This window comes from Mesorhizobium sp. B2-3-12 (assembly GCF_006442205.1).
Taxonomy (GTDB): Bacteria; Pseudomonadota; Alphaproteobacteria; order Rhizobiales; family Rhizobiaceae; genus Mesorhizobium.
In genome coordinates, this window is sequence record NZ_VFVR01000008.1 from 1 (window position 1) to 21,384 (window position 21,384).

General features: G+C 63.9%; 29 protein-coding genes and 1 pseudogene. 15 read left to right on the top strand and 15 right to left on the bottom strand.

What is annotated here, in order from left to right; genetic code table 11:
- Positions 1 to 112: 112 nt before the first annotated feature.
- Both FJ948_RS21425 and ykgO read right to left on the bottom strand, forming a co-directional pair.
- Positions 113 to 760: a hypothetical protein gene (locus FJ948_RS21425; RefSeq protein ID WP_140707919.1), complete on the bottom strand. Its 648-nt coding sequence runs from the start codon at positions 758 to 760 to the stop codon at positions 113 to 115.
- Positions 761 to 871: 111 nt separating this feature from the next.
- Positions 872 to 997 (bottom strand): type B 50S ribosomal protein L36, encoded by a 126-nt coding sequence (gene ykgO, locus FJ948_RS21430; RefSeq protein WP_006327841.1) that lies wholly within the window; start codon positions 995 to 997, stop codon positions 872 to 874.
- A 243-nt stretch (positions 998 to 1,240) separates the two neighbouring features.
- On the opposite strand from ykgO, the gene FJ948_RS21435 reads away from it, so the two are divergent.
- Entirely contained in the window at positions 1,241 to 1,660 is a 420-nt protein-coding gene (locus FJ948_RS21435) for a lysozyme inhibitor LprI family protein (protein ID WP_140707921.1), read from the top strand.
- A gap of 11 nt (positions 1,661 to 1,671) precedes the next feature.
- On the opposite strand, the gene FJ948_RS21440 is transcribed toward FJ948_RS21435, so the two are convergent.
- From FJ948_RS21440 to FJ948_RS21465, 6 genes are all read right to left on the bottom strand, one after another.
- Complete coding sequence (locus FJ948_RS21440; protein WP_140707923.1) at positions 1,672 to 2,748, bottom strand: 5-(carboxyamino)imidazole ribonucleotide synthase; 1,077 nt, start codon at positions 2,746 to 2,748, stop codon at positions 1,672 to 1,674.
- Positions 2,745 to 3,242, bottom strand: a complete 498-nt coding sequence (purE, locus tag FJ948_RS21445) for a 5-(carboxyamino)imidazole ribonucleotide mutase (protein WP_140707925.1) — start codon at positions 3,240 to 3,242, stop codon at positions 2,745 to 2,747. The genes FJ948_RS21440 and purE overlap by 4 nt, the downstream gene beginning before the upstream one ends.
- Before the next feature lie 98 nt (positions 3,243 to 3,340).
- Positions 3,341 to 4,240, bottom strand: a complete 900-nt coding sequence (locus tag FJ948_RS21450) for an anti-sigma factor (RefSeq protein ID WP_140707927.1) — start codon at positions 4,238 to 4,240, stop codon at positions 3,341 to 3,343.
- Positions 4,237 to 4,776, bottom strand: a complete 540-nt coding sequence (locus FJ948_RS21455; protein ID WP_140707929.1) for a sigma-70 family RNA polymerase sigma factor — start codon at positions 4,774 to 4,776, stop codon at positions 4,237 to 4,239. Before FJ948_RS21455 ends, FJ948_RS21450 begins: the two co-directional genes overlap by 4 nt.
- A 46-nt stretch (positions 4,777 to 4,822) precedes the next feature.
- On the bottom strand, positions 4,823 to 5,023 hold the full coding sequence (locus FJ948_RS21460; RefSeq protein ID WP_140707931.1) for a hypothetical protein: 201 nt from the start codon (positions 5,021 to 5,023) through the stop codon (positions 4,823 to 4,825).
- A gap of 297 nt (positions 5,024 to 5,320) precedes the next feature.
- Complete coding sequence (locus FJ948_RS21465) at positions 5,321 to 5,524, bottom strand: YdcH family protein (protein WP_140707933.1); 204 nt, start codon at positions 5,522 to 5,524, stop codon at positions 5,321 to 5,323.
- Between the two features lie 239 nt (positions 5,525 to 5,763).
- Between FJ948_RS21465 and FJ948_RS21470 the strand changes: the two genes are divergently transcribed.
- From FJ948_RS21470 to FJ948_RS21495, 7 genes and pseudogenes are all read left to right on the top strand, one after another.
- A complete protein-coding gene (locus FJ948_RS21470) occupies positions 5,764 to 5,943 on the top strand; it encodes a YdcH family protein (protein WP_127278461.1) in 180 nt (59 codons plus the stop codon).
- A gap of 330 nt (positions 5,944 to 6,273) precedes the next feature.
- Complete coding sequence (ispG, locus tag FJ948_RS21475) at positions 6,274 to 7,527, top strand: flavodoxin-dependent (E)-4-hydroxy-3-methylbut-2-enyl-diphosphate synthase (RefSeq protein WP_140707935.1); 1,254 nt, start codon at positions 6,274 to 6,276, stop codon at positions 7,525 to 7,527.
- Positions 7,528 to 7,532: 5 nt separating this feature from the next.
- Positions 7,533 to 8,387, top strand: a complete 855-nt coding sequence (locus FJ948_RS21480; RefSeq protein ID WP_140707937.1) for a lytic transglycosylase domain-containing protein — start codon at positions 7,533 to 7,535, stop codon at positions 8,385 to 8,387.
- 28 nt (positions 8,388 to 8,415) lie between these two features.
- Positions 8,416 to 8,535: pseudogene (locus tag FJ948_RS30930) on the top strand (chloramphenicol phosphotransferase); the annotation flags it as partial.
- A 98-nt stretch (positions 8,536 to 8,633) separates the two neighbouring features.
- Entirely contained in the window at positions 8,634 to 8,966 is a 333-nt protein-coding gene (locus FJ948_RS30935) for a hypothetical protein (RefSeq protein WP_281405370.1), read from the top strand.
- A gap of 35 nt (positions 8,967 to 9,001) precedes the next feature.
- Positions 9,002 to 9,775 (top strand): Stf0 family sulfotransferase, encoded by a 774-nt coding sequence (locus FJ948_RS21490; protein WP_140707939.1) that lies wholly within the window; start codon positions 9,002 to 9,004, stop codon positions 9,773 to 9,775.
- Between the two features lie 90 nt (positions 9,776 to 9,865).
- The gene (locus tag FJ948_RS21495) at positions 9,866 to 10,606 is read left to right on the top strand and encodes a class I SAM-dependent methyltransferase (protein WP_140707941.1); all 741 of its coding nucleotides are present in this window, start codon (positions 9,866 to 9,868) and stop codon (positions 10,604 to 10,606) included.
- Between the two features lie 24 nt (positions 10,607 to 10,630).
- Here the strand turns inward: FJ948_RS21495 and FJ948_RS21500 are convergent, their stop codons facing one another.
- Together FJ948_RS21500 and FJ948_RS21505 are read right to left on the bottom strand one after the other, a co-directional pair.
- The gene (locus tag FJ948_RS21500; protein ID WP_140707942.1) at positions 10,631 to 12,970 is read right to left on the bottom strand and encodes a response regulator; all 2,340 of its coding nucleotides are present in this window, start codon (positions 12,968 to 12,970) and stop codon (positions 10,631 to 10,633) included.
- Positions 12,971 to 13,140: 170 nt separating this feature from the next.
- Positions 13,141 to 14,058 (bottom strand): polyprenyl synthetase family protein, encoded by a 918-nt coding sequence (locus tag FJ948_RS21505; protein WP_140707944.1) that lies wholly within the window; start codon positions 14,056 to 14,058, stop codon positions 13,141 to 13,143.
- A 78-nt stretch (positions 14,059 to 14,136) separates the two neighbouring features.
- On the opposite strand from FJ948_RS21505, the gene FJ948_RS21510 reads away from it, so the two are divergent.
- The 3 genes from FJ948_RS21510 (at position 14,137) to FJ948_RS21520 (ending at position 15,839) form a co-directional block, all read left to right on the top strand.
- Positions 14,137 to 14,898: a transglycosylase domain-containing protein gene (locus FJ948_RS21510; protein ID WP_140707946.1), complete on the top strand. Its 762-nt coding sequence runs from the start codon at positions 14,137 to 14,139 to the stop codon at positions 14,896 to 14,898.
- 141 nt (positions 14,899 to 15,039) lie between these two features.
- Positions 15,040 to 15,222 carry a 50S ribosomal protein L32 gene (gene rpmF / locus FJ948_RS21515; RefSeq protein ID WP_008834724.1) on the top strand — a complete coding sequence of 61 codons (183 nt, stop codon included), beginning with the start codon at positions 15,040 to 15,042 and terminating at the stop codon, positions 15,220 to 15,222.
- A 215-nt stretch (positions 15,223 to 15,437) separates the two neighbouring features.
- Positions 15,438 to 15,839, top strand: a complete 402-nt coding sequence (locus FJ948_RS21520) for a hypothetical protein (protein WP_140707948.1) — start codon at positions 15,438 to 15,440, stop codon at positions 15,837 to 15,839.
- 3 nt (positions 15,840 to 15,842) lie between these two features.
- Here FJ948_RS21520 and FJ948_RS21525 read toward each other — a convergent pair whose 3' ends face one another.
- The 3 genes from FJ948_RS21525 to FJ948_RS21535 all read right to left on the bottom strand — a co-directional run bounded on the left by FJ948_RS21525 (position 15,843) and on the right by FJ948_RS21535 (position 17,272).
- Positions 15,843 to 16,274, bottom strand: coding sequence for a heme-binding protein (locus tag FJ948_RS21525; RefSeq protein ID WP_140707950.1), 432 nt, complete (start codon positions 16,272 to 16,274; stop codon positions 15,843 to 15,845).
- A 166-nt stretch (positions 16,275 to 16,440) separates the two neighbouring features.
- Complete coding sequence (locus FJ948_RS21530) at positions 16,441 to 16,674, bottom strand: hypothetical protein (RefSeq protein ID WP_135863133.1); 234 nt, start codon at positions 16,672 to 16,674, stop codon at positions 16,441 to 16,443.
- A 76-nt stretch (positions 16,675 to 16,750) separates the two neighbouring features.
- Positions 16,751 to 17,272 (bottom strand): helix-turn-helix domain-containing protein, encoded by a 522-nt coding sequence (locus tag FJ948_RS21535; RefSeq protein ID WP_140707952.1) that lies wholly within the window; start codon positions 17,270 to 17,272, stop codon positions 16,751 to 16,753.
- 92 nt (positions 17,273 to 17,364) lie between these two features.
- Between FJ948_RS21535 and FJ948_RS21540 the strand changes: the two genes are divergently transcribed.
- From FJ948_RS21540 to FJ948_RS21555, 4 genes are all read left to right on the top strand, one after another.
- Positions 17,365 to 18,201 (top strand): alpha/beta hydrolase, encoded by an 837-nt coding sequence (locus FJ948_RS21540; protein ID WP_140707954.1) that lies wholly within the window; start codon positions 17,365 to 17,367, stop codon positions 18,199 to 18,201.
- 117 nt (positions 18,202 to 18,318) lie between these two features.
- On the top strand, positions 18,319 to 18,975 hold the full coding sequence (locus FJ948_RS21545; protein WP_140707956.1) for a glutathione S-transferase family protein: 657 nt from the start codon (positions 18,319 to 18,321) through the stop codon (positions 18,973 to 18,975).
- A gap of 5 nt (positions 18,976 to 18,980) precedes the next feature.
- Positions 18,981 to 19,316 (top strand): metalloregulator ArsR/SmtB family transcription factor, encoded by a 336-nt coding sequence (locus FJ948_RS21550; RefSeq protein WP_140707958.1) that lies wholly within the window; start codon positions 18,981 to 18,983, stop codon positions 19,314 to 19,316.
- Between the two features lie 11 nt (positions 19,317 to 19,327).
- The gene (locus FJ948_RS21555; RefSeq protein ID WP_140707960.1) at positions 19,328 to 19,792 is read left to right on the top strand and encodes an SRPBCC family protein; all 465 of its coding nucleotides are present in this window, start codon (positions 19,328 to 19,330) and stop codon (positions 19,790 to 19,792) included.
- A 32-nt stretch (positions 19,793 to 19,824) separates the two neighbouring features.
- On the opposite strand, the gene FJ948_RS21560 is transcribed toward FJ948_RS21555, so the two are convergent.
- Together FJ948_RS21560 and FJ948_RS21565 are read right to left on the bottom strand one after the other, a co-directional pair.
- On the bottom strand, positions 19,825 to 20,088 hold the full coding sequence (locus FJ948_RS21560) for a metalloregulator ArsR/SmtB family transcription factor (RefSeq protein ID WP_140707962.1): 264 nt from the start codon (positions 20,086 to 20,088) through the stop codon (positions 19,825 to 19,827).
- 31 nt (positions 20,089 to 20,119) lie between these two features.
- Entirely contained in the window at positions 20,120 to 21,367 is a 1,248-nt protein-coding gene (locus FJ948_RS21565) for an MFS transporter (protein ID WP_140707964.1), read from the bottom strand.
- Positions 21,368 to 21,384 lie beyond the last annotated feature (17 nt).

Sequence of the window (21,384 nt, forward strand, 5' to 3'; positions counted from 1 at the left end):
GTAGGGGAGTAGGGGAGTAGGGGAGTAGGGGAGTAGGGGATATGTTCCCCAGCGCAGTCTGCACCGCCGATTTCTTTGCCTACTTCCCTATTCCCTTACTCCGTTAGAAGAATCAGATTCCTTCGCCGGCAAGCTCTTCCGACAGGGTTGCGACCTGGTTCTGGGCGCTGCGCATCATCGGATAGATGGCGAGCACCTTCTGCCAGGCCTCGAGCGCCGATTGCTTGTGACCGGTCTCCGCCATGATCTGGGCCAAGCCCGACAGCGCGCCGAAATGGCGTGGCTCGAGCTGCAGCGTGCGGTCGATATCGGCCATCGACTTGCCGTAGTTCTTCATCATGAAATGCACGGTGGCGCGGCGGTTCCAGCCTTCGGCGTAGCTTGGCTGCAAGGTCACCACCTGGTCCAGGAAATCGAGCGCGACATCGAACTTCTGATCGTTCATCGCCTTTTGCGACCACTGCATCATCAGGTCGATCGAGGCGCTGCCGGACCGGAACCATTCGGTCCAGATGCTGCCGGCAATGCGCTCGGCGGCCTTTTCGTTGCGTTCGCGCTTCAGGTCGGAGAAAAGCTTGTCGAGCCGTGCCTGTTTGGTCATCGGCGGGGCTGGGGCGTCCGGCGCCGCGGGCTGGGCATCGGAGGGGGCCGGCTGACCATCCGGCACCGCCGCCGCGATCGGCTGGTCATTGGCCCGCGTCGGCAGGGAAACGACGCCGGAAATAACAAAGGTCGTCAAAAACGTAAAAAGAATCCACATCGCCCGAGTTTAATCCCGGGCGGCGGAACATCAAAGTGATTTTAGCGTGAGAAGTTCGGTTGGCCGACAAGCATCAATGGGCGGAGGCGAGAAAAGCCTCCGGCCGAAAACTCAACCCTGGCGCGCCTTGTAGCGCGGGGCGGTCTTGTTGATGATGTAGACGCGGCCCTTGCGGCGAACCAGCTGGTTGTCGCGGTGACGCGCCTTCAACGCCTTGAGCGAATTCTTGATCTTCATGGTCTTGCCTGTCGGTGTGGACCCGGTTCCGGGTCGAAATTTTAAGGCGCGCCAGAAGACGCGCCTTTTGAACGGTGGGTGGCTCATAAACGAGGAGCCTTGCCCATGTCAACCGTGAGTCAGCGGCAAGCGTGCTCCGCGCCCCCTATATCATCAAATATCCGCCAAGTCGGCCGCGTGGCATTGCGTGGCCATGGGCGGGCTGGGATGATGCCGCGACCATCAACTGATTTGGGGACAAAGATGCGCCGAATCTTCCTGTTCGCCGGTCTCGCCGTCCTGGCGGCAGGGGCGGCTGCACGCGCGCAGGAATGCGACCGCTCCGACGACAGCCAGCAAATGATGAACATCTGTGCCGGCGAGGACTATCAGGCCGCCGACGCGAGGCTCAACAAGGACTATCAGGACCTGATCGGCTCCGATGACGCCGATGCCAAGAGATTGCTGCAGGCGGCGCAACGGGCCTGGATCGCCTTCCGCGACGCCGAATGCGCCCATACCGCCGCCGCCAGCCAGGGCGGTTCCATCCATGCGATGGCGGTGTCGCAATGCCTGACCAGGTTGACCAATGATCGCATCAAGCAGCTCGCCGCCTCGGCCAATTGCGAGGAAGGCGATGTGAGTTGCGCCAGTCCCGGCGAGGACAGCGACGAGGTGCAATAGGTGTTCGCGAATTAAGTGCGCGAGCCGATGCGGGTGAAATGGCCCATCTTGCGGCCGGGCCGCGCCTCGGCCTTGCCGTAGAGATGCAGCATCAGGTTGGGCTCGGCGAGCAGGGCCGGTACGCGCAGCACATCGTCGCCGATCAGGTTCTCCATCACGCAGTCGGAATGGCGGTCGGGGCTGCCGAGCGGCAGGCCGACAATGGCGCGGATATGTTGCTCGAACTGCGAAACGACGCAGGCGGCTTCCGTCCAGTGGCCGGAATTATGGACGCGGGGCGCGATCTCGTTGGCCAGCAGCGAACCGTCAGCCAGCACGAAGAACTCGACACCGATGACGCCGACATAGTCGAGCGCGGACAGGATTTTCGTCGCCGCGTCCTTCGCGGCGCGCGCGGTCGCGGGCGCGACAGCGGCCGGCAAGGTCGAGGTGTGCAGAATGCCGTCGCGGTGCACATTCTGGGCCGGATCGTAAGCAGCGACCGCGCCATCGATCCCGCGCGCGGCGATGACGGAAATCTCGCGCTCGAACGGCACCAAGCTCTCCAGGATCAGCGGCACGCTGCCCATCGCCTCGCAGGTCCCGGCGAAGCCGCCGGCTTCCATGTTGCGGAAGACGCGCTGGCCCTTGCCGTCATAGCCCATGCGCCGCGTCTTCAGGATGCCGCTGCCGCTGAAGGCCTTGAGCGCCGTTGTCAACTCGTCGTCCGTGTCGACCGGTCGGAAATCGGCGGTGGCGATGCCGATGCTGTTGAGGAATGTCTTTTCGCTCACCCGGTCCTGCGCCACGTCGAGCGCACGCGCTGGCGGATAGACCTGCACTTTGGCGGCGAGCGCGGTTGCCGCGGTCACCGGCACGTTCTCGAACTCGTAGGTGACGACGGCGCTGGCCGCCGCCAGTTCGGCAAGTGCTGCCGGATCGTCATAGGCGGCCGTAATCTGCCGGTTGGCCACCTGGGCGGCCGGGCAATCCTGCTGCGGCTCCAGCACGATAGTGCGGTAGCCGAGGCGGGCGGCCGCCATCGCCAGCATGCGGCCGAGCTGGCCGCCGCCAATGATGCCGATCGTCGATCCGGCGGGCAGGCTCACGGCGTGTCCGTCGGTTCGGCGGCGACCTTGGCGGTCTGCGAAGCGCGCCAGGCGTCGAGCCGCTGGGCCAGCTTGTCGTCATTAAGCGCCAGCACGGCCGCCGCCAACAGCGCGGCATTGGCCGCGCCGGCCTTGCCGATGGCGAGGGTGCCGACAGGAATGCCGGCCGGCATCTGGACGATCGACAGCAGCGAATCCTGGCCCGACAGCGCTTTCGATTCCACCGGCACGCCGAACACCGGCAGCGGCGTCATCGCCGCCGTCATGCCGGGCAGATGGGCGGCGCCGCCGGCGCCGGCGATGATCACCTTGTAGCCGGCCGCCTTGGCGCCCTTGGCGAACTCATAGAGCCGGTCGGGCGTGCGGTGCGCCGAAATGATCAGCCGTCTGTGGGGGACACCAAGCGCCTCAAGCGTCTCCGCTGCCTGGCGCATGGTCGCCCAGTCGGATTGACTGCCCATGATGATGGCGACGTCGGCGCGTTGATCGTTCAAGCCTTTGCTCCCCGGCGACAAAGGCGCGCCTTAGCGGAATTCGCGCGGGGCCGCAAGGATTTCAGGCCATCGGCGAGATGCCGGCGGCCGCATCCAGCTCATACCGCCGCCTTGCGGAAGCGGGCGACGAAGTCGTCGAGCTCGGGCCGCTCCATGTCCGAAATCGCCCAGTAGGAGAAGGCGCCGTCGCTCCAGTGCACCATCGAGAAGCCACCGGAGGAAACGTCATCGGGCTGGGTGGCCTTGCCGCCCTGCCGCGGCTCGGCGACCAGGGTGATCAGGTGCTCGCGATGGCGGTAGACCAGCGCCGGTACCGGCCGGCCCGAGATCACCTCGACCCGGCCGCCGATCAGCGCGAAGCCGTCCTGTGCGAGATCGGGTGCCGGCGGCGAGACGCCGATCCTGGCGTCGAGCCAAGGCTTGACCGTATGGCGGTCGGAGGAAACGATGTCGATCGGGCTCGCGGCAAGCAGGCTGCGGCGATGGCCGCTGGCGACGGCCGCGGCAAAGCCATCGTCCACGCCGCTCTGCATCACCCATTGCGTCGCGCCGCTGGCCAGCACGGCGCTGATCATGATCGACGCGGCCATGGCGCGCCAGTCGAACGAGCCGAAGCGGCGCGTCCTTGGCGAAGGCCGCACCTGCGAAGGACGCGCCCCCGCTTCCCGTCTCTGGCCCGGGCCGGCACCCGCGATCAATCCCGGCAGCGCCGACGGCGTGCCCCGCTGCGGCTCCTCGTCCCGCGCCTGCGTGGCCGGCGCGCCGATTGCCGCGATGCGGGCCAGAAAGGCGTCGCCGACGTCCGGGCGCGGCAAGCGGCTGACCGCGCCGCGCAAGGCAAGGATGCGGGCATGCTCGGCGGCAAGCCGGGGGTCGGCGGCGATGCGACGCTCCACCGCAAGGGCGGCCGCCGCATCGAGTTCTCCATCGACAAGGGCGTGGATCATCAGTCCGATACCTTCGGGGTCATTGGGCAGTCCGTCGTCATGGCCGGTCATGGCGCTCTCCCCAGTTCAGAGGCCAGCAGGCCGCGGGCGCGGGCAAGCCTGGACATCACCGTACCCATCGGCACGTCGAGCATGGCCGCTATCTCGCGATAGCTGAGGCCGTTGATGTCGCGCAGCACCAGAGTTTCGCGAAACGGGTGCGGCAGGGCAGCGATCGCAGCCTCGACGGCGGCCGTATCGGCCCTGGCGATCAGGCTCGCCTCGGGGCCGTCTTCGTCCGGCAGGCTGGTGCCATGGGCGGCCGCGATGTCGTCGAGATCGCCGAGATCGCCAACGGCCATCATGCCGCGCGGCCGGTGGCGCGCCATCCAGCTGTAGGAGGTGTTGCGCACGATGGTAAGCAGCCAGGCCCGCGCATTGCCGCCGGCATAGCCTGGCATGCCGGCATGGGCCTTGATGCAGGCATCCTGCACGACGTCCTCGGCATCGGTGGCATTGCCGGTCAGCCAGCGGGCCAGCGCCAGCGCGTCGCCGAGATGCGGCAGCACCACCTCGTTGAAGCGCTCTGCCAAAGCCTTTTCGTTCAAAATAGCACCATGATCCGGCACTCCGGAAAGGATTGGCCGTGCCGTCTCACGAGGCGATGGCGACCTTGCCTTGCCCATGGGGACAAAGTCCCCCGAAGCAGGCAAAGGCGCCTGCCTTGCTGAAAGTGAATTCATCCGCGTCACCAGTGTCAAGCGTCACGGAGAAGAGGCTGCCGATCCTGCTCGCCAGCGCACGGTCACGGCCTATGCCGCTGCCATGATCGCTGTGCTCGCAATGACAGGGCATGCCGAACTCCTCAACGCCGGAAGTGGCGCCTGTACAGGAGACTTGTCGCAGCGCCGGTTTATTCCCGCCGCGCCCAAATCGGCTGTTCACAGTCGCGTGATCGTCCGTGCCTTTGGGGTTGCCAGTCCGCCAGCGTTCAATCCGGCCGGCGCAAGACGACCGGAAGATCCTTGCTAATGGCGGTCGCGGACATGATCGTTGCACGTGAATATGCCGATGATGACGGCGGGTCGAGCCGGATCGAGTTGCTCAAGACGGAAGGGTATTGAGCCCGAATGGCGACGGGCCAGATCGGGCTCAGGCGATGATATCTGGAATGATCCTGTCTTCCAGCTTCATCAGCCGGTCCTTGAGGGCCAGCTTCTTCTTTTTCATGCGCTGGATCTGCAGCGGGTCGCAGTTCGTGGCGATCATCGCGTTGATCGCGGCATCGAAATCGGCGTGTTCCTGCTTCAGCCGGGAAAATTCGAGGCGAGTATCGGCCTGTTCCTGATCGGACATTCTCTACCGTCTGCACGTCTGCGGCGCCCAAAACTGGGCCTGATTGGGCGGGGGCGGCAATTTCTGCCACCGGCTTGCAGCCCTTATCACATTTCACATTGTCGTGGAATGCTACCACGCAGCATTCGACATCGCTGTCCGATGGTGGCACACTGTCATTGTGCCGTCACAGATACGACCTGCGGTGGACGTGCCTTTGACGGCTGCAATCGAGGAAACCATGAAAGGGAGAACCAATCATGTCTCTTGCATCCCATCTTGATGAGTTGCAGCGGAAACACGGCGACATCGAACGCGAAATCGATGACGCGATGAACCACCCGTCGGTGGACGACCTCGAAATCGTGAATCTCAAGCGACGCAAGCTGGCACTCAAGGATGCGATTGAGAAACTGAGGGCGCAACCAACCACGCATTGATCCTCACCTGATATAGCCGCTCACCACTTGGCGGTCTTCGTTGCCGGCGGCGCCAGCCGCCGGTGCAGTGGCTTTAATTTCAGCGATTCCCACAAAGCCGAAACTAATATTTGTCAGGGCCGATATGCCCGGCCACCGCCGGGTCGTGCGCCGTTTCAGGGTCCGACCGGCGCCAATTGCGGCCAGTGGCGACCTGTCGCCATTGACAAGCCATCTTTGCTCCTCCACCTCATGCCGGACTTCAGCGCATCGGACCCGGCTTGTGCGTCCAGGCGGACGCACGGGCTTCAGAGAGACGCATAGCGCTCCAGAGACACAAAGGCTGCCGGCATGACCGGGTATTTTTCCTTTCCTTTCCCCCGCCGCACTTCGGTCGGCGTCGATGTCGGCGGCGTGGTCGTCGGCGGCGGCGCGCCGGTCGTCGTGCAATCGATGACCAATACCGACACCGCCGATGTCGACCAGACGGTCGCACAGGTGGCGGCGCTGCACCGCGCCGGCTCGGAGATCGTGCGCATCACCGTCGACCGCGACGAGAGTGCCGCCGCGGTTCCGCGCATCCATGAGCGGCTGCAGCGGCTCGGTATCAACGTGCCGCTGGTCGGCGATTTCCACTATATCGGCCACAAGCTGCTGGCCGATCATCCGGCCTGCGCCGAGGCGCTGGCCAAGTACCGCATCAACCCCGGCAATGTCGGCTTCAAGGACAAGAAAGACCGGCAGTTCACCGACATCGTCGAAATGGCGATCAAACATGACAAGCCGGTGCGCATCGGCGTCAATTGGGGTTCGCTCGACCAGGAATTGTTGACGCGGCTGATGGACGACAATCAGGACAAGGGTTTTCCGCTGACGGCGCAGGAGGTGACGCGCGAGGCGATCGTGCAGTCGGCGATCCTGTCGGCGGAGATGGCCGAAGAGATCGGCCTGGGCCGTGAAAAAATCATCCTCTCGGCCAAGGTCAGCGGCGTGCAGGACCTGATCGCCGTCTATACCGAACTCGCCACCCGCTCCAACCATGCGCTGCATCTCGGCCTCACCGAAGCCGGCATGGGCTCGAAAGGCATCGTCGCTTCTTCCGCCGCCATGGGCATCCTCCTGCAGCAAGGCATCGGCGATACCATTCGCATCTCGCTGACGCCGGAGCCCAATGGCGACCGCACCCGCGAGGTGCAGGTGTCGCAGGAGTTGCTGCAGACGATGGGCTTCCGGCAGTTCGTGCCGATCGTCGCCGCTTGCCCCGGCTGCGGCCGCACCACCTCCACCGTGTTCCAGGAACTGGCGCAGAACATCCAGGCGGATCTGCGCAAGAACATGCCGGTGTGGCGTGAGAAATATCCGGGCGTCGAGAACCTCAAGGTCGCGGTGATGGGCTGCATCGTCAACGGCCCGGGTGAATCCAAGCATGCCGATATCGGCATTTCGCTGCCCGGCACCGGCGAGACGCCGACCGCACCGGTCTTCATCGACGGCAAGAAAGCGGCGACGCTGCGCGGACCGTCGATCGCGGCGGATTTCGAGAAAATGGTCGCCGACTACATTGACCAACGGTTCGGTCAGGGCGGCAAGGCCGCGGCAGAGTAGGCCAGATGCAGCGTTTCCCGTGGGTAGCGCTGACCCTGCTCTGTGGGTTGGTTTGGTCGACACTTGTTCAGGCCGATCCGCCGCAATCGGCCAAACAGAGGCTGATCGACAGGGTCTGCAACCTGATCCAGGCCAATGCCGACCAGAACAGTCTTCCCAGGGAATTCTTGGCCCGCCTGATCTGGAAGGAAAGCCGTTTCGATCCCAATGCCGTGAGCCCCGTCGGCGCCGAAGGCATAGCCCAGTTCATGCCGGGTACCGCCAAGATGCGGGGGCTCGAAAATTCCTTCGACATCAACCAGGCGATCCCGGCGTCGGCTCGATATCTGGCCGAGATGAAGGCCGGTTATGGCAATCTTGGCCTGGCCGCCGCCGCCTACAACGCCGGCGAGAGCCGGGTGTCGCGCTGGCTGAATTCCGGCGGCTTCCTGCCGATGGAGACGGAAAGCTATGTCTTCGACGTTATGGGCGAGCCGGTCGACAAGTTCACCGACCGGGCCTATGCCGGTAAAGTCGAACCACTCGATGCCAAGCTGGATTTCGCGACTGCCTGCCGCAAGCTGCCGGTGATTATGTCGAAGACCGTGGCGATGGCCTCGATCAACATCAAGCCATGGGGCGTCCAGGTGGCGGGCAATTTCCGCCGCAGTGCCGCGATCAGCCAGTGGCTCAGGGTGCGGGGCCGTTTTCCGGCATTGCTCAGCGGTCACGATCCGGTGGTCAGCCGGGTGCGCACGCCGATCGGCCGGCGCGGCATCTACGCCGTCAGGATCGGAATCGACGACCGCGCCGCCGCCAATGTCATCTGCCAGAAACTGCAAAGCGTCGGCGGCGCCTGCGTGGTGGTGCGGAACCGGTAGCCGGCTCATGTCCGAAAGAGGCCTTACCATGAGAGCCAGGATCGTTCTGCTCAACGGCGTCGGCAGTGCTGGTAAGTCTTCGACAGCCAAGGCATTGCAGGGGATAACCACCGAGCCGTTTCTGCATGTTCAGATGGACAGCTTTCTCGAGATGCTGCCCGACGCCTTGCAGGACCATGCCGACGGCCTTGCCTACGAACCGTTCGGCAGGACGGCAAGCCTTCGGTCGTCATCAGGACTGGGCCGGTGGGCGAGAAAACCCTGCGCGGCATGCGCCATGCCGTTGCGGCCATGGCTGGGCAGGGCAACAATCTTATTGTCGATGACGTGCTCTGCAATGGCGAAATACAGGAATATATCGACCTGCTGTCGGACTTCGACCTGCATCTGGTCGGCGTCATGGCGCCCCTCAATGTGCTCGAGGCGCGCGAAGCGCTGCGAGCCGACAGGCTGCCGGGGCTGGCGCGCTGGCAGTTCGAACGCGTGCACGAGGGGATACGCTACGATCTCGAAGTCGACACCAGTGTGCATTCTCCATTGGAATGCGCCCGTCGCATCCAGCTACGATTTCAATTATAGGCGGTGGCGGACTGGCCGGGGTCGCCCTGCCTGCGATGAACGACAAGGGCAACGGGATGTTCGAGGCATACATTATCTGCGGCACGCCGAGAACCGGCAGCACTTTGCTGTGCAAGCTGCTGGAATCCACCGGTAGATCAGGCGCTCCTCACTCCTTCTATCGGCGACAGGACGTGGCCGAGTGGGCCGAGGAATGGAAGCTGCCCGGTCGCGATACGATAGGCGAGCGTGAATTCAATATTGCCTATCTCAAAGCCGCGATCGCCGCCGGCAAGGGCGGGACAGATGTCTTCGGCCTGCGACTGATGCGCGAAAACCTGGGTGAGCTGTCGGCGATCCTCGACCAGGTCTATCCCGGGCTTGCGTCAGACACAGCGCGTTTCGAAAGAGCCTTTGGCCGCGTTCTCTACATACACCTTTCGCGCGAGAACAAGCTCGCGCAGGCTGTCTCGCTGATCAAGGCACAGCAGACCGGTCTTTGGCACATTGCGCCTGACGGCACCGAGATCGAAAGGGTCGGGCCGGCACAAGAACCCCAATATGATTTCGAGCGGATCAAAGGTGAGCTTGCCGAGCTCGAAGCCTATGACGCGGCCTGGAACACCTGGTTTGCCGAGCAAGGCCTGACCCCGCTGCGGATTGGCTATGAACGCCTTTCCGCCGATCCCGCCGCGGCATTGCTCGGCATCTGCGAGGCTCTCGGCGTTCAAACGCCTGATGCCGAGGCGGTGCGGCCAGGTGTCGCGAAACTTGCCGACGAGACAACTCTCGACTGGATGCGCCGCTATCGTCTGGAGGCCGCTGGCTAACGTTATGGGTGCCAGGGAAGGCCACAGCGTCATCGATGTCGTGGATTGCGCCTGTCGCGCATGGCAGACATTTGGGCTATAGGCGGCGGCATGACCGATCCGATCTACAATGATCCCGATTTCGTTCAGTTCTACGACATCGAGAACCAGAATGGCCGCGCCGATTTCGATTATTGCATCCGTCTTGCCCGGGATGGCGGTTCGGTTCTCGATCTTGGTTGTGGCACCGGTCAGCTGGCCGCTGAAATGGCCGGGAGGTGCAGCGTCACCGGCGTCGATCCGGCATCGGCCATGCTCGATGTCGCGCGGCACAGGCCCGGTGGTGACAAGGTCGACTGGGTCATGGCCGACGCGCGGACGGTGCGGGTCGGACGACGGTTCGATCTGGTGCTGCTGACCGGTCACGCGTTCCAGGTTTTCCTGACGCAAGAGGATCAGCGCGCGGTGCTGCGCACCATCGCCGAACATCTCGCTCCCGGTGGGCGCTTCATCTTCGATACGCGAAATCCCGCCGTGGAGGCATGGCTGGAATGGACGCTGCGGCGCTCCGAACGGATGGTGGAGCACCCCAGCCTTGGCATCGTCAGGGCTTGGTATGATGCCGATTATGATGCCGCCACCGCGGTGGTCACCTATTCGACCTTTTATGAAATGCCCGGCGGCGGACCGGTTCTGGGCGCTGAATCGAAAATCGCTTTCCCCAGGAAGGAGGATCTTGCCGGGATGCTGGATGAAGCCGGCCTGCTGGTGGAGCGATGGTTAGGCGGCTGGCAGGGCGAACCCTATGCGGACACCTCCGCGGAAATCATCCCGGTCGGTCGGCCGCGCTGATCCGGCGGCCCGACCGGATGCCTCTCACGCGGTCTTGGCCACCACCGTTTCGCTCAACCAGGTGCCGATCTTGGCGCCGAGGCGATCGGGCGAGACGGGTTTGGGCAGATAGTCGTCCATGCCGGCCTCGATGCACTTGTCGCGGTCGCCCTTCAGCGCATGCGCGGTGACGCCGATGATCGGGATGTGGCCGCCTGACGAAGCCTCGATCGCCCGGATGGCGCGTGTCGCCTCGTAGCCGTTCATTTCCGGCATCGAGACGTCCATCAGAACCAGCCTCGGATGCAGCGAGCGGTACATCTCGACCGCGGTGCGGCCATTGCCGGCGATGCGGTAGCTCAGGCCGAGTCCGTTGAGGATCTGGCCGAACACCATCTGGTTCACGTCATTGTCCTCGGCGATCAGGATGTCGATCGGGCTGTTCGGCGCGGCGGCCGATTCCGGTGCGGCGGCAACCGGCAGCGCCGGACCGCGGATGACGGTGAAGGCAGGTGCCGGCGGCTGGGGGGATGACTGGACCGGTTCGCGAATGAACTGCGCCTTGCCGCCCTGCGAGCGTGCCTTCTGGATGACCGAGATGACCGTGCCGAGCAGGACAGCGGAGCGCGCCGGCTTGGTCAGGTGCGCTGCAATGCCGAAGTCGATGATCATCTTGCCGAAATCGACCTGGTCGACCGAGGTCAGGATGACGATCGGGATGGCCGACAGCCGGCTGTCGGCGGCGATGGCGCGGGCGACATCGGCGCCGTTCATGCTGGGCATCTGATAGTCGAGGATGATGCAGTCGACGCTGGCGCCGAGTTGGCAGGCGCGATCGAGGAAGGCGAGCCCCACCGCGCCGCTTTCGGCGGCGGCGCAGTCGAAGCTCCAGCTTCTGAGCTGTTCGAGCAGGATCTCGCGGTTGACCGGATTGTCGTCGATGACAAGCACGCGCGCGCCAGTGACATCCATCGGAACGATCGCATCGCGCGCCTCGGCGCGGTGGACGGGCAGCGGCACGGCGAACCAGAAGACGGAGCCGCGGCCGATCTCGCTCTCGACGCCGATCTTGCCGGCCATCAGGTCGACGAGACGGGCGGCGATGGCGAGCCCGAGGCCGGTGCCTTCGTGACGGCGGGTCGAGGAGCCGTCGACCTGAGCGAATTTCTCGAACACGTTCTGCAGTTTCTCGGCCGGGATGCCGATGCCGGTGTCCTCGACGCGCAGCTTGAGCTGGACGACGTCGTTGACGGTTTCGCCGCCGACATCGATCAGCACATGGCCCTTCTCGGTGAATTTCACCGCATTGCCGACCAGATTGGTGACGATCTGCCGGAAGCGACCGGCGTCGCCGACGACATAGGCCGGCAGCCTGGGGTCGACACGCACGATCAGTTCCAGGTTCTTTTCGGCGACGCGCGCGGAGACCAGCGTCGCCACATCCTCGACCGCCTCCGAGAGGCGGAAGGGGGCAGGGTCGAGCGTCAGCTGCCCGGCGTTGATCTTCGAGAAATCGAGGATGTCGTTGATGATGGTGAGCAGCGCGTTGCCGGATTTGACGATGACGTCGGTGAAGGTCTTCTGGCGTGGGGTCAGCTCGGTCTTGGCCAGCAATTCGGCCATGCCGAGCACGCCGTTCATCGGCGTGCGGATCTCGTGGCTCATATTGGCCAGGAATTCCGACTTGGCACGGTCGGCCGCCTCGGCCTTGAACAAGGATTCGGCCGACTGGGCAAAGGCGCGGCGGATCGCCTGCTCCATCGGTCGGAAGATCCAGAAGGCGACGATGGCGAGCACGGCGAACAAAAGGCCGCTCGCCCACAAAAGCAGCCGGTCGCTGGAGGCGTCCGCCAGATGGCGTTCGTCGTCCATCGCGGTGCGGACACGCACCAACATGGGCTGAACGAACAGGTCGTTCTGGTTGCGGATTTCGCGAGAACTCCATTCGTCGGTCTTTTGCGCCACCGACATCAGGTTGAAGTTGCGGACCATGTCACGCGGCGACCAGAACAGATCGCCGTTGACGGAGGCAGCCGAGAGTTCGTTGATGGTCTTGGCCGACAGACGTGGTCGGATCGCGGCGAACTGGGCGGTCAGGGTTTCGATCTCGCCGGTCAGACGCTCGGAATGGTCGCGCGCCGAGGCTGTCAGCGCATCGCGCGTCTCGACCCGCCAGGCGGAACTGGTTGTCTCGGCGAAGCTGGTGGCGTTGCGCAGGTCGCGAGTAAAAACGACGAGATTGCTGCTCAGCGCATCGATTTCATGGCGCAAGGAATTGACGCGGTTGAGCGCAACCATGATGGCGGCTGAAGCCAGCGCGAAAACCAACAATCCGGAGAGATAACGTATCCGGACGGACCGGATGAAGGAAGAATATTCCGGCATGCGCAACCCCAACACATACGCATTATTTTAATGGTCGGGATTACGCTTCATTTACATTAAGATTTCGTTGGCGCACCGCAGGTCAATGCATGCCCTGGCGTGTCGCGGCGGATCGGATCGATGCGGTGACGCCGAGCGGTCGACCATGCGCAACCGATATGGGCCTGTCGTCAGCTGTTGCGGGTTGCCACGAAAGTCGCGGCGGCCTTGAGCAGTACCGCCTTGTCGCCATAGGGTTCGAGCAGCGCGTGGGCCTGGCCGACGAGACCGTCGAGCTGCTTGCGTGCCCAATCCGCGCCGTGCAGTGCCACCAGCGTTCCCTTGCCGGCGGCGGCATCCTTGCCGGTCGCCTTGCCCATCTGCCTGGCGTCGGCCGTCAAGTCCAGCAGGTCGTCGGCGAGCTGGAAGGCAAGGCCGATCGCCGAACCGAATTCGCCCAGCCGCTCGCGGTCTTCCGATTGTGTGCCGGCGATGATTGCGCCCGCCTCGCAGGCGAAGCGGATCAGTGCGCCTGTCTTCATCGCCTGCAGCGTTATGATGCCAGCCTCGTCCGGCCGCGCCTGCTCGGCTTCGAGATCGAGCTTCTGGCCGCCGACCATGCCGCCGGCGCCGGCGGCGCGAGCCAGCGCCAGCACAAGGGCTGCCCGCCGCTCCGCCGGCAGAGCGGTCGCCTCGTCGGCGCTAATGTCGAAGGCGAGCGTCAGCAGCGCGTCCCCGGCAAGAATCGCGGTCGCCTCGTCGAAGGCCTTGTGCACGGTCGGCTGGCCGCGGCGCAAATCATCGTCGTCCATCGCCGGCAGATCGTCATGGATCAGCGAATAGCAATGCACGCATTCGAGCGCGGCCGCGACGCGCAACGCCGCCTCGCCATCGGCCGAAAACAGCGCCGCACTCTCCATGACCAGGAAGGGGCGCAGGCGCTTGCCGCCGTTCAGGACGCCGTGGCGCATCGCCGCCATCAGACGATCGGGCCGTACGATCTCTCCCGAAAGTGGACGGTCGTCGAGCAACCGACGCAGCATCACCTCGACGGCCGCGGCCCGTCTGATGAGCGCCATTTCGAACGCCATTTCGTCGTCATTCGTCATGGCCGGGACCGGTAGCCGACACTCAGACGTTGCGCAAGAAGGCAAGCGCCATTATGCCGGAGCAAGGAGAGGCACGGGTTGGGCGGCTTGGCGGAACCGATCGTCGATCATGAAACCGAAAAGCTGGACATGGCGACGAGATCGCGAGGCGTGAACCGCCGCGGTCTCAAGCGCTGGGTCCGGCGCGGCATCGTCGTGGCCGCCGTGCTGGCGCTTGTCCCGGTGGTGCTGACCTTTCTCTACCTGCCGTCCTTCGTGCATCCGGTGTCGACTCTGATGCTGAAGGATCTGGCGACCTTCTCCGGCTACGACCGGCGCTGGGTCTCGATCGACGATGTGGCGCCGGTGCTGGCCAATTCGGTCATCATGTCGGAGGACGGGCAGTTCTGCTTCCACCGCGGTGTCGATCTCGGCGAACTCAGGGGCGTCGTCGACGATGCGCTGGCCGGCGAGGCGACGCGCGGCGCCTCGACCATCACCATGCAGACGGTGAAGAACCTCTTCCTCTGGTCGCGGCCGCTGGGCAGCGTGCGCAAGGTCGTCGAACTGCCGCTGGCCGTCTATTTCGACGCGGTGATGTCGAAACGGCGCATCATGGAAATCTATCTCAACATTGCCGAGTGGGGGCCGGGCATCTACGGCATCGAGGCGGCGGCCCAGCACTATTTCGGCATTCCGGCAAAGCAGTTGTCCAGACGGCAGGCGGCGCTTCTCGCCGTCACGCTGCCCAATCCGATCGCCCGCAATCCGGCAAAACCCGGGCCCGGCCTCAGACGGCTCGCCAATTTGATCGAACGGCGCGCTGGCCGGTCAGGCGCCTATGTCGGCTGTCTCGACTAGCCGGTACAAAAAAGATTCACCGCAGCGCTGGCCAAAACGGTGTCAGGCGTGTATAGGCACCCGACTTTCTCAGATTTAGGCCCCGACATGGCCCTTTCACGAGGGCGGGCGGGGCTTTTGACCATGTAGTGGAGCATATCCATGGCCGTTCCGAAACGCAAAACCTCTCCGTCCAAGCGCGGCATGCGCCGCTCGGCCGACGCCCTCAAGGCCCCGACCTATGTCGAGGACAAGAATTCCGGCGAAATGCGCCGCCCGCACCACATCGACCTGAAGACCGGCATGTATCGCGGTCGCCAGGTGCTGACGCCCAAGGAAAGCTGAGACCAGCTTTCCCCGAGCGGTGGAGTTACAAAAGACCGGCCTCTGGCCGGTCTTTTTGCGTTGGCGCCAGCGCGCGGGCAGGCTGCTTTGCTCCGCACCCGGCTGACATGGTTGTTGCATCCGGTCTTCGACCGTGTTTGCGGCCACGCACGAAAAATCTTGACGCCGTGCCCGTAGCGTCTTTTACAGAGGGTGCCCCCATATGGAGACGCCAGATGTTCGGTGCCGTCCCGCTTTTGATCGTGCCTTTCGTGCTCTACAATCTCGGCCTGCTTGGAATATTCGGCGGCGGCGACGATCCATGGGCGAGCGAGATCTTCTCATTCAGGATGATGTCGGGCGGGGTGTTCTCGATGACGCTCGGCGATCTGATCGTGCTGATCGGGCTCATCTTCCTGTTCCTTGAGATGGTGAAGTCGGCGCGCACGACGAGCGCCTCGATCATGGATCATCTCCTGTCGACGCTGGTCTTCGTCGCTTTCCTGGTCGAGTTCCTGCTGGTCAAGGGTGCAGCGCACTCCATCTTCTTCACGCTGACGATCATCGCGCTGTTCGACGTGCTGGCGGGATTCGCGGTATCGATGCGGTCGGCCAGTCGCGACATCAATTTGAACTGAGGTTCAGCCCGGATCGGCGGTGAAACCGGCGGCTTCGATGCCGGCGATCGCGGCCGCCTCGTCATTGTCGGACGTGTCGCCGGAAATGCCGACGGCGCCGATGACGGAACCGGCCTTGTCGCGGATCAGCACGCCGCCGACGACCGGCAGCACGCGTCCCCCCGACACGTCGGAAATGCCGGCAACCAGATGCGGGCGCTCCTTGGCGAAGGTCTCGACCTTGCGCGAGCCCATGCCGATGGCCAGCGCGCCATAGGCCTTACCGGCCGACATTTGTGGGCGCAGGAACGAAGCGCCGTCCTGGCGGTGGAAGGCGACCAGATGTCCGCCGGCGTCGAGCACCGAGACGCCGAGCGGCTTGAGCTTGAGATCGGCGCCCCTGGCGAAGGCGGCATCGATGATCTCGACGGCCTTTTCGAGCGACAGCGCGGTCATGGCAATCTCCTGTTGAACAGCCCGATCATGGGCGGTCGGCCTGATGAGGCAATCCCGGTTTCGGTTGAAATTGCTTCCTGTGAAGCAGCGGGACGAAGGCGCGCCTGTCGGATGGCGTCACGATCGTTCGATTGAGGGTGAGGAAAATTGCCGGAGAGGTGGGGCGTTACTTTTTCTTGGCGCGGGCCGGCTTCTTGGCAGGCGCGGCAGGCGTGTTGGCCAGATCTTCGGCTTCCTTGGCGAGCCGCAGCGCCCGCAGCTTGTCGGTCTTGGCCTTGCGGGCGTCGCTCTCCGCGACATATTCGGCCATGGCTTTTTGACGAACCGTAGCCGCCTCTTCCTGCTTCTTGAAGCGCAGATCGGCACGCGCGCGGGCAGTGTCCCTAGAGTTCTCAACCAAGAGTCTATCCAATCCCGTCAAGTGTGATTTTGGCCCCTTGTAGCAGAGCCGGCCTTTCAACGGGGAAAATAGTTGGTCAGGCGGCCGGGCTGGCGTTGAGGGCCTTCGCGGCAACCACCGCCTGATAGGCGGCCTGCAGCGTCGCGCGGACAGAAGGGCCGGGCGCTGTATCAAGGGGGGTGCCGAGATGCTCATGGCGCAACTCGTCCATGAATTTCTCCCACATTGGCGGTCCGCCCTTTTCCAGCAGTTCGGCGCGGATCGAGAGTTCCTCGCTGGTCGGCAGCCAGATGCGGCCCCAGGCGCCGAGATGAGCAAGGATGGGCACCAGGGTGATGGCCATCTCGGTCAGGCTGTAGATCGCCTTCTGCTTGTGGCTGGGGTCGTCGGCCTTGGTCAGCATACCGAGCTCCATCAGCCGCTTCAGCCGGTCGGCGAGGATGTTGGAAGCAATGCCTTCGATCGAGCCGTTGAGCAGCTCGCGAAAATGGCGCCTGCCGCCGAAAATCATGTCGCGCAGGATGATCAGGCTCCAACGGTCGCCGAACACCTCGAGTGAGAGATTGATCGGACAGCCGGACCGGCGATCGAGGGGCATTCGATTCTCTCCGCAAAACCAGTTGCATTATCGTATCGGTTTTATTATCGTGCAACCGATTGCAAAATGCAAGCAGAAGAGGAGGACACGAAATGACGAGCAAAGACCGTCCCGAGATCGTATCCGAAGCGTTTGGCGATCCGGCGGATCCCGCGCTGCTGTTGATCATGGGGGCCATGGCTTCGATGCTTTGGTGGCCGGAGGCCTTCTGCCGGAACCTGGCGAATGCTGGCCTGTATGTGATCCGCTATGACAATCGCGACACCGGCCGGTCGACCAAATATCCGGTGGGCCAGCCGCCTTATAGTTTCGACGACATGGCCGACGACGCGATTGCCGTTCTCGACAGCCACGGGGTCGGCAAGGCGCATGTCGCGGGCATGTCGATGGGCGGCATGATCGCGCAGCGCGTCGCGCTCAGGCACCCCTTGCGCGTCGCGTCGCTGACCGTGATCAGCAGTTCGCCCGTGGGGATCGACACGTCACACCTGCCACAAACGACCGATGCCTATCTGGAACATTCGGCCGCTGGCGCCAAAGTCGACTGGGCCGGCCGCCGGGAGGTCATAGACTTCATGGTCAGTGATGCGCGGGCGATCGCCAGCACCGCCCATCCGTTCGACGAGGCCGCGACGAGAGCGTTCATCGAACGGGATTATGCCAGGTCCGGCGGCTTCCTTAGCGCAACCAATCATTTCATGCTCAAGGGCAGTGACGAGTGGAAGGGCCGCCTGCACGAAATAGCGGCGCCACTTCTGGTCATCCACGGCACGTCGGATCCGATCTTTCCGGTCGAGCATGGCGAGGCCTTGGCCCAGGCTGTTGCGGGCGCGAAACTCCTTCGGGTCGAGGGCGGTGGTCACGAACTGCACGCGGATGACTGGCCCGAGATGGAAGCGGCCATCGTTGACCACGTCCGATCCAGTTGAGATCTGCCGGATGAGACTTGCCGGGTGAGACTTTGCGGGTGAGCCTTGACGAGCGAGGCTCACCGCAATAGTTAAGTGAATGCTTCAGTGTTGCCACGGAAACAGACGAGTCCAATAATGTCCCTGACGCTGCATTTCCATCCGCTGGCCTCTTTCTGCTGGAAGCCGCTGATCGCGCTCTACGAGAACGCCACGCCCTTTGCGCCCGTCATCGTCGATCTCGGCGATGAGCGGTCGCGAGCGGCCTTCCTGAAGATTTCGCCGACCGGCAAGATGCCGGCGCTGCGCGACGATGCACGCGACCGCACGGTGCTGGAATCGACCATTGTCGTGGAGTATCTGGCCGCGCACTATCCGGGACCGGTCGACCTCGTGCCCGCCGACATCGACCTTGCGTTGGCGATCCGCCAGGCCGACCGCTTCTATGATTTCTATGTGCAGGAGCCGATGCAGAAGATCGTCGGCGACAGGTTGCGGCCGCTGGACAAGACCGATCCATTCGGCGTCGAACAGGCGCGCGGCCAGTTGCGCAATTCCTACGCCATCATCGAGCAGGAGATGCGGTCGAGGGAATGGGCCGTGGGCGATGCCTTCACCATGGCCGATTGCGCGGCGTCTCCGGCGCTCTTCTATGCCAACAAGGTCGAGCCGTTCGGCGACAACTATCCCGCCGTGAAGCGCTATCACGACCGGCTGATGCAGCGCGCCGCCTTCACCAGGGTGATCGAGGAGGCGCAGCCCTACTTCAAGTTCTTCCCCTACAACAACGGCTGACCGCGATGCTGCACGATCCCACGCAGCTCGACCTGATGTTCCAGGCGCTCGCCGATCCGGCGCGGCGGCAGATGGTCAACCGGCTGTCTCGCGGCCCCGCCTCGGTGAGCCAGTTGGCCGAGCCGCTGGCGATGTCGCTGTCGGCGGTCGTCCAGCACCTCAATCTGCTGGAGGCGAGCGGCCTCGTGCGCACGCAAAAGGTCGGGCGCGTACGCACCTGCCAGATCGAACCGAAGGCGCTGCGAGCGGCCGAGCACTGGATCAACGAGCGGCGCCTCTCCTGGGAGCGCCGGCTGGATCGGCTCGGCGATTTCCTGGCCGAGACCAAGGACGAAACATGAAGGAGAGTTCAGTGAGCCAACGATCCGTTGTCCATTCCACCTTTGTCGTCGAGCGGAGTTATCCGGTGGCGCCGGCGAAGGTCTTCTCCGCCTTCAGCGACCCGGATGCCAAGCGGCGCTGGTTCGTCGATCCCCATGACCCGGCGCCAAGCCGGCACGAAATGGACTTCCGCGTCGGCGGCAAGGAGGTCAATGCCGGCTGCCCCAGCGATGGACAGATGCATTTCTTCAACGCGGTCTATCAGGACATCGTGCCGGACCAGCGCATCGTCTACTGCTATGAGCTGCTGTTTGGCGAAACCCGCGTCTCGGTGTCGCTGGCGACCATCGAATTTGTCGCGGAAAACGGTGGCACGCGGCTGGTGATGACCGAGCAGGGCGCCTTCTTCGACGGCCATGACACGTCAGCCACGCGCGAGCATGGAACGGGCGAGCTGCTCGATGCGCTCGGCGCCTTCGTGAATTCGCAATCCTGACCGGGCGGGCGAGCACCGCGGCCAGAAAACGGTCAAGCTTCCCAGAATTGATCGAGCCAGATGTTGAGTTTCAGGAAACCCGCGTTGCTCACCGTATAGACACGCCTTGTGCCTTCAGCCTTGGCGTTGACCAATCCAGCGTCGAGCAACACTTTCAGATGCTGCGATACGGCCGGGCGTGAGACGGGCAACCCGGACGCCAACTCGTTGACGGTCTTCGGACCGCGTCGAAGTTCTTCCAGAAGATGGCGCCGATTGGGATCGGCGATCGCCATGAAGGCGTCGGAAAACATCATGCCTCATTTGTGAGGCAAAGTTTTTCAAATCTCAACTGTTTGCTTCTGCTTTTCTTCTCGGATCGAGCCGCAATGCTTCTGGGGTCACCGAGCGGTCGGCCGGCTGTGTCTTGAAGGCATCGCGATCCTCGATCGGCACCGGCGCGCGGCGGCTGATGCGCAGCAGCGTGTAGCCCGCCAGCGACAGATGCGCGAAGGCGGTGGCCAGGAACAGGCCTTCCGGGCGCATCCAGCTCATCAGGGCGGCGGCCAGCAAAGGGCCGATCATGGTGCCGAAGCCGTAAAGCAGCAGCAGACCCCCGGAGACCTTGACGAAATCCTCCGACCGCGCGTGATCGTTGGCATGCGCCACGGCGATCGAATAGAGCGTGTAGGCGAAAGCGCCGTAGGCGGCGGTGAAGACGATGACGAAGACGCCGGAGCGCGGTTCGAACAGGAAGATCAGGAGCGCGAACAGCGCTGCACCGAAGGCGGCACCGGCCAGCACGAAGCGCCGGTCGGTCTTGTCGGAGAGGCGCCCGGCCGGAAGCTGCATTGCGGCCCCGGCGACGACCACCAGGCTCATCATCAAGGCGATCTCGGCCGTGGAAATGCCGATACGGGCGCCGTAGACCGCGCCAAGCGTGCCCCAGGCGCCGTTGGCGATGCCGATCAGGAGGCAGGCGATCGCCGACACCGGCGAGTTGGCGTAGAGCCCCTTGACGTCGAGCTTGACGTCCTGCAGCGGCTTGGGATGCGATGCCGTCGACACGGCGGTCGGGATCAGCGACAGGCAGAACAGGATCCCCGTGATCATGAACAGCGACGCCGATTTCACGTCGCCGCCGGCGACGATCATCTGGCCGCCCATGATCGAGGCATAGGTGACCATCATATAGAGGCCGAACACGGTGCCGCGGTTTTCGTTGGTGGCCTTCTCGTTCAGCCAGCTCTCGATGACCATGAAGGCGCCGGCCATGGTGAAACCGGTGAAGGCGCGCAGCAGGATCCAGACATATTCATCGATGACCAGGCCGGTCAGCAACGCCACGATGGCGCCGGACGCGGCAAAGGCACCGAAGGCGCGCACATGTCCGGCACGGCGCACGATGCGCGGCGCGAAGAAACAGCCGGTGACGAAGCCGCCGGCCCAGGCCGTGCCCATCAGGCCGAGCGAAGCGGTCGAGAACCCTTCCACCTGACCGCGCAGCGGCAACAGCAGCCCGTGCAGTCCCGATGCCGCCAGAAGGAAGGCGGTGCCGCGAAGCAGGGAAAGAATCGGTCTGTAGGCTGCGAGCATTTTTTGATCCGGCTGAG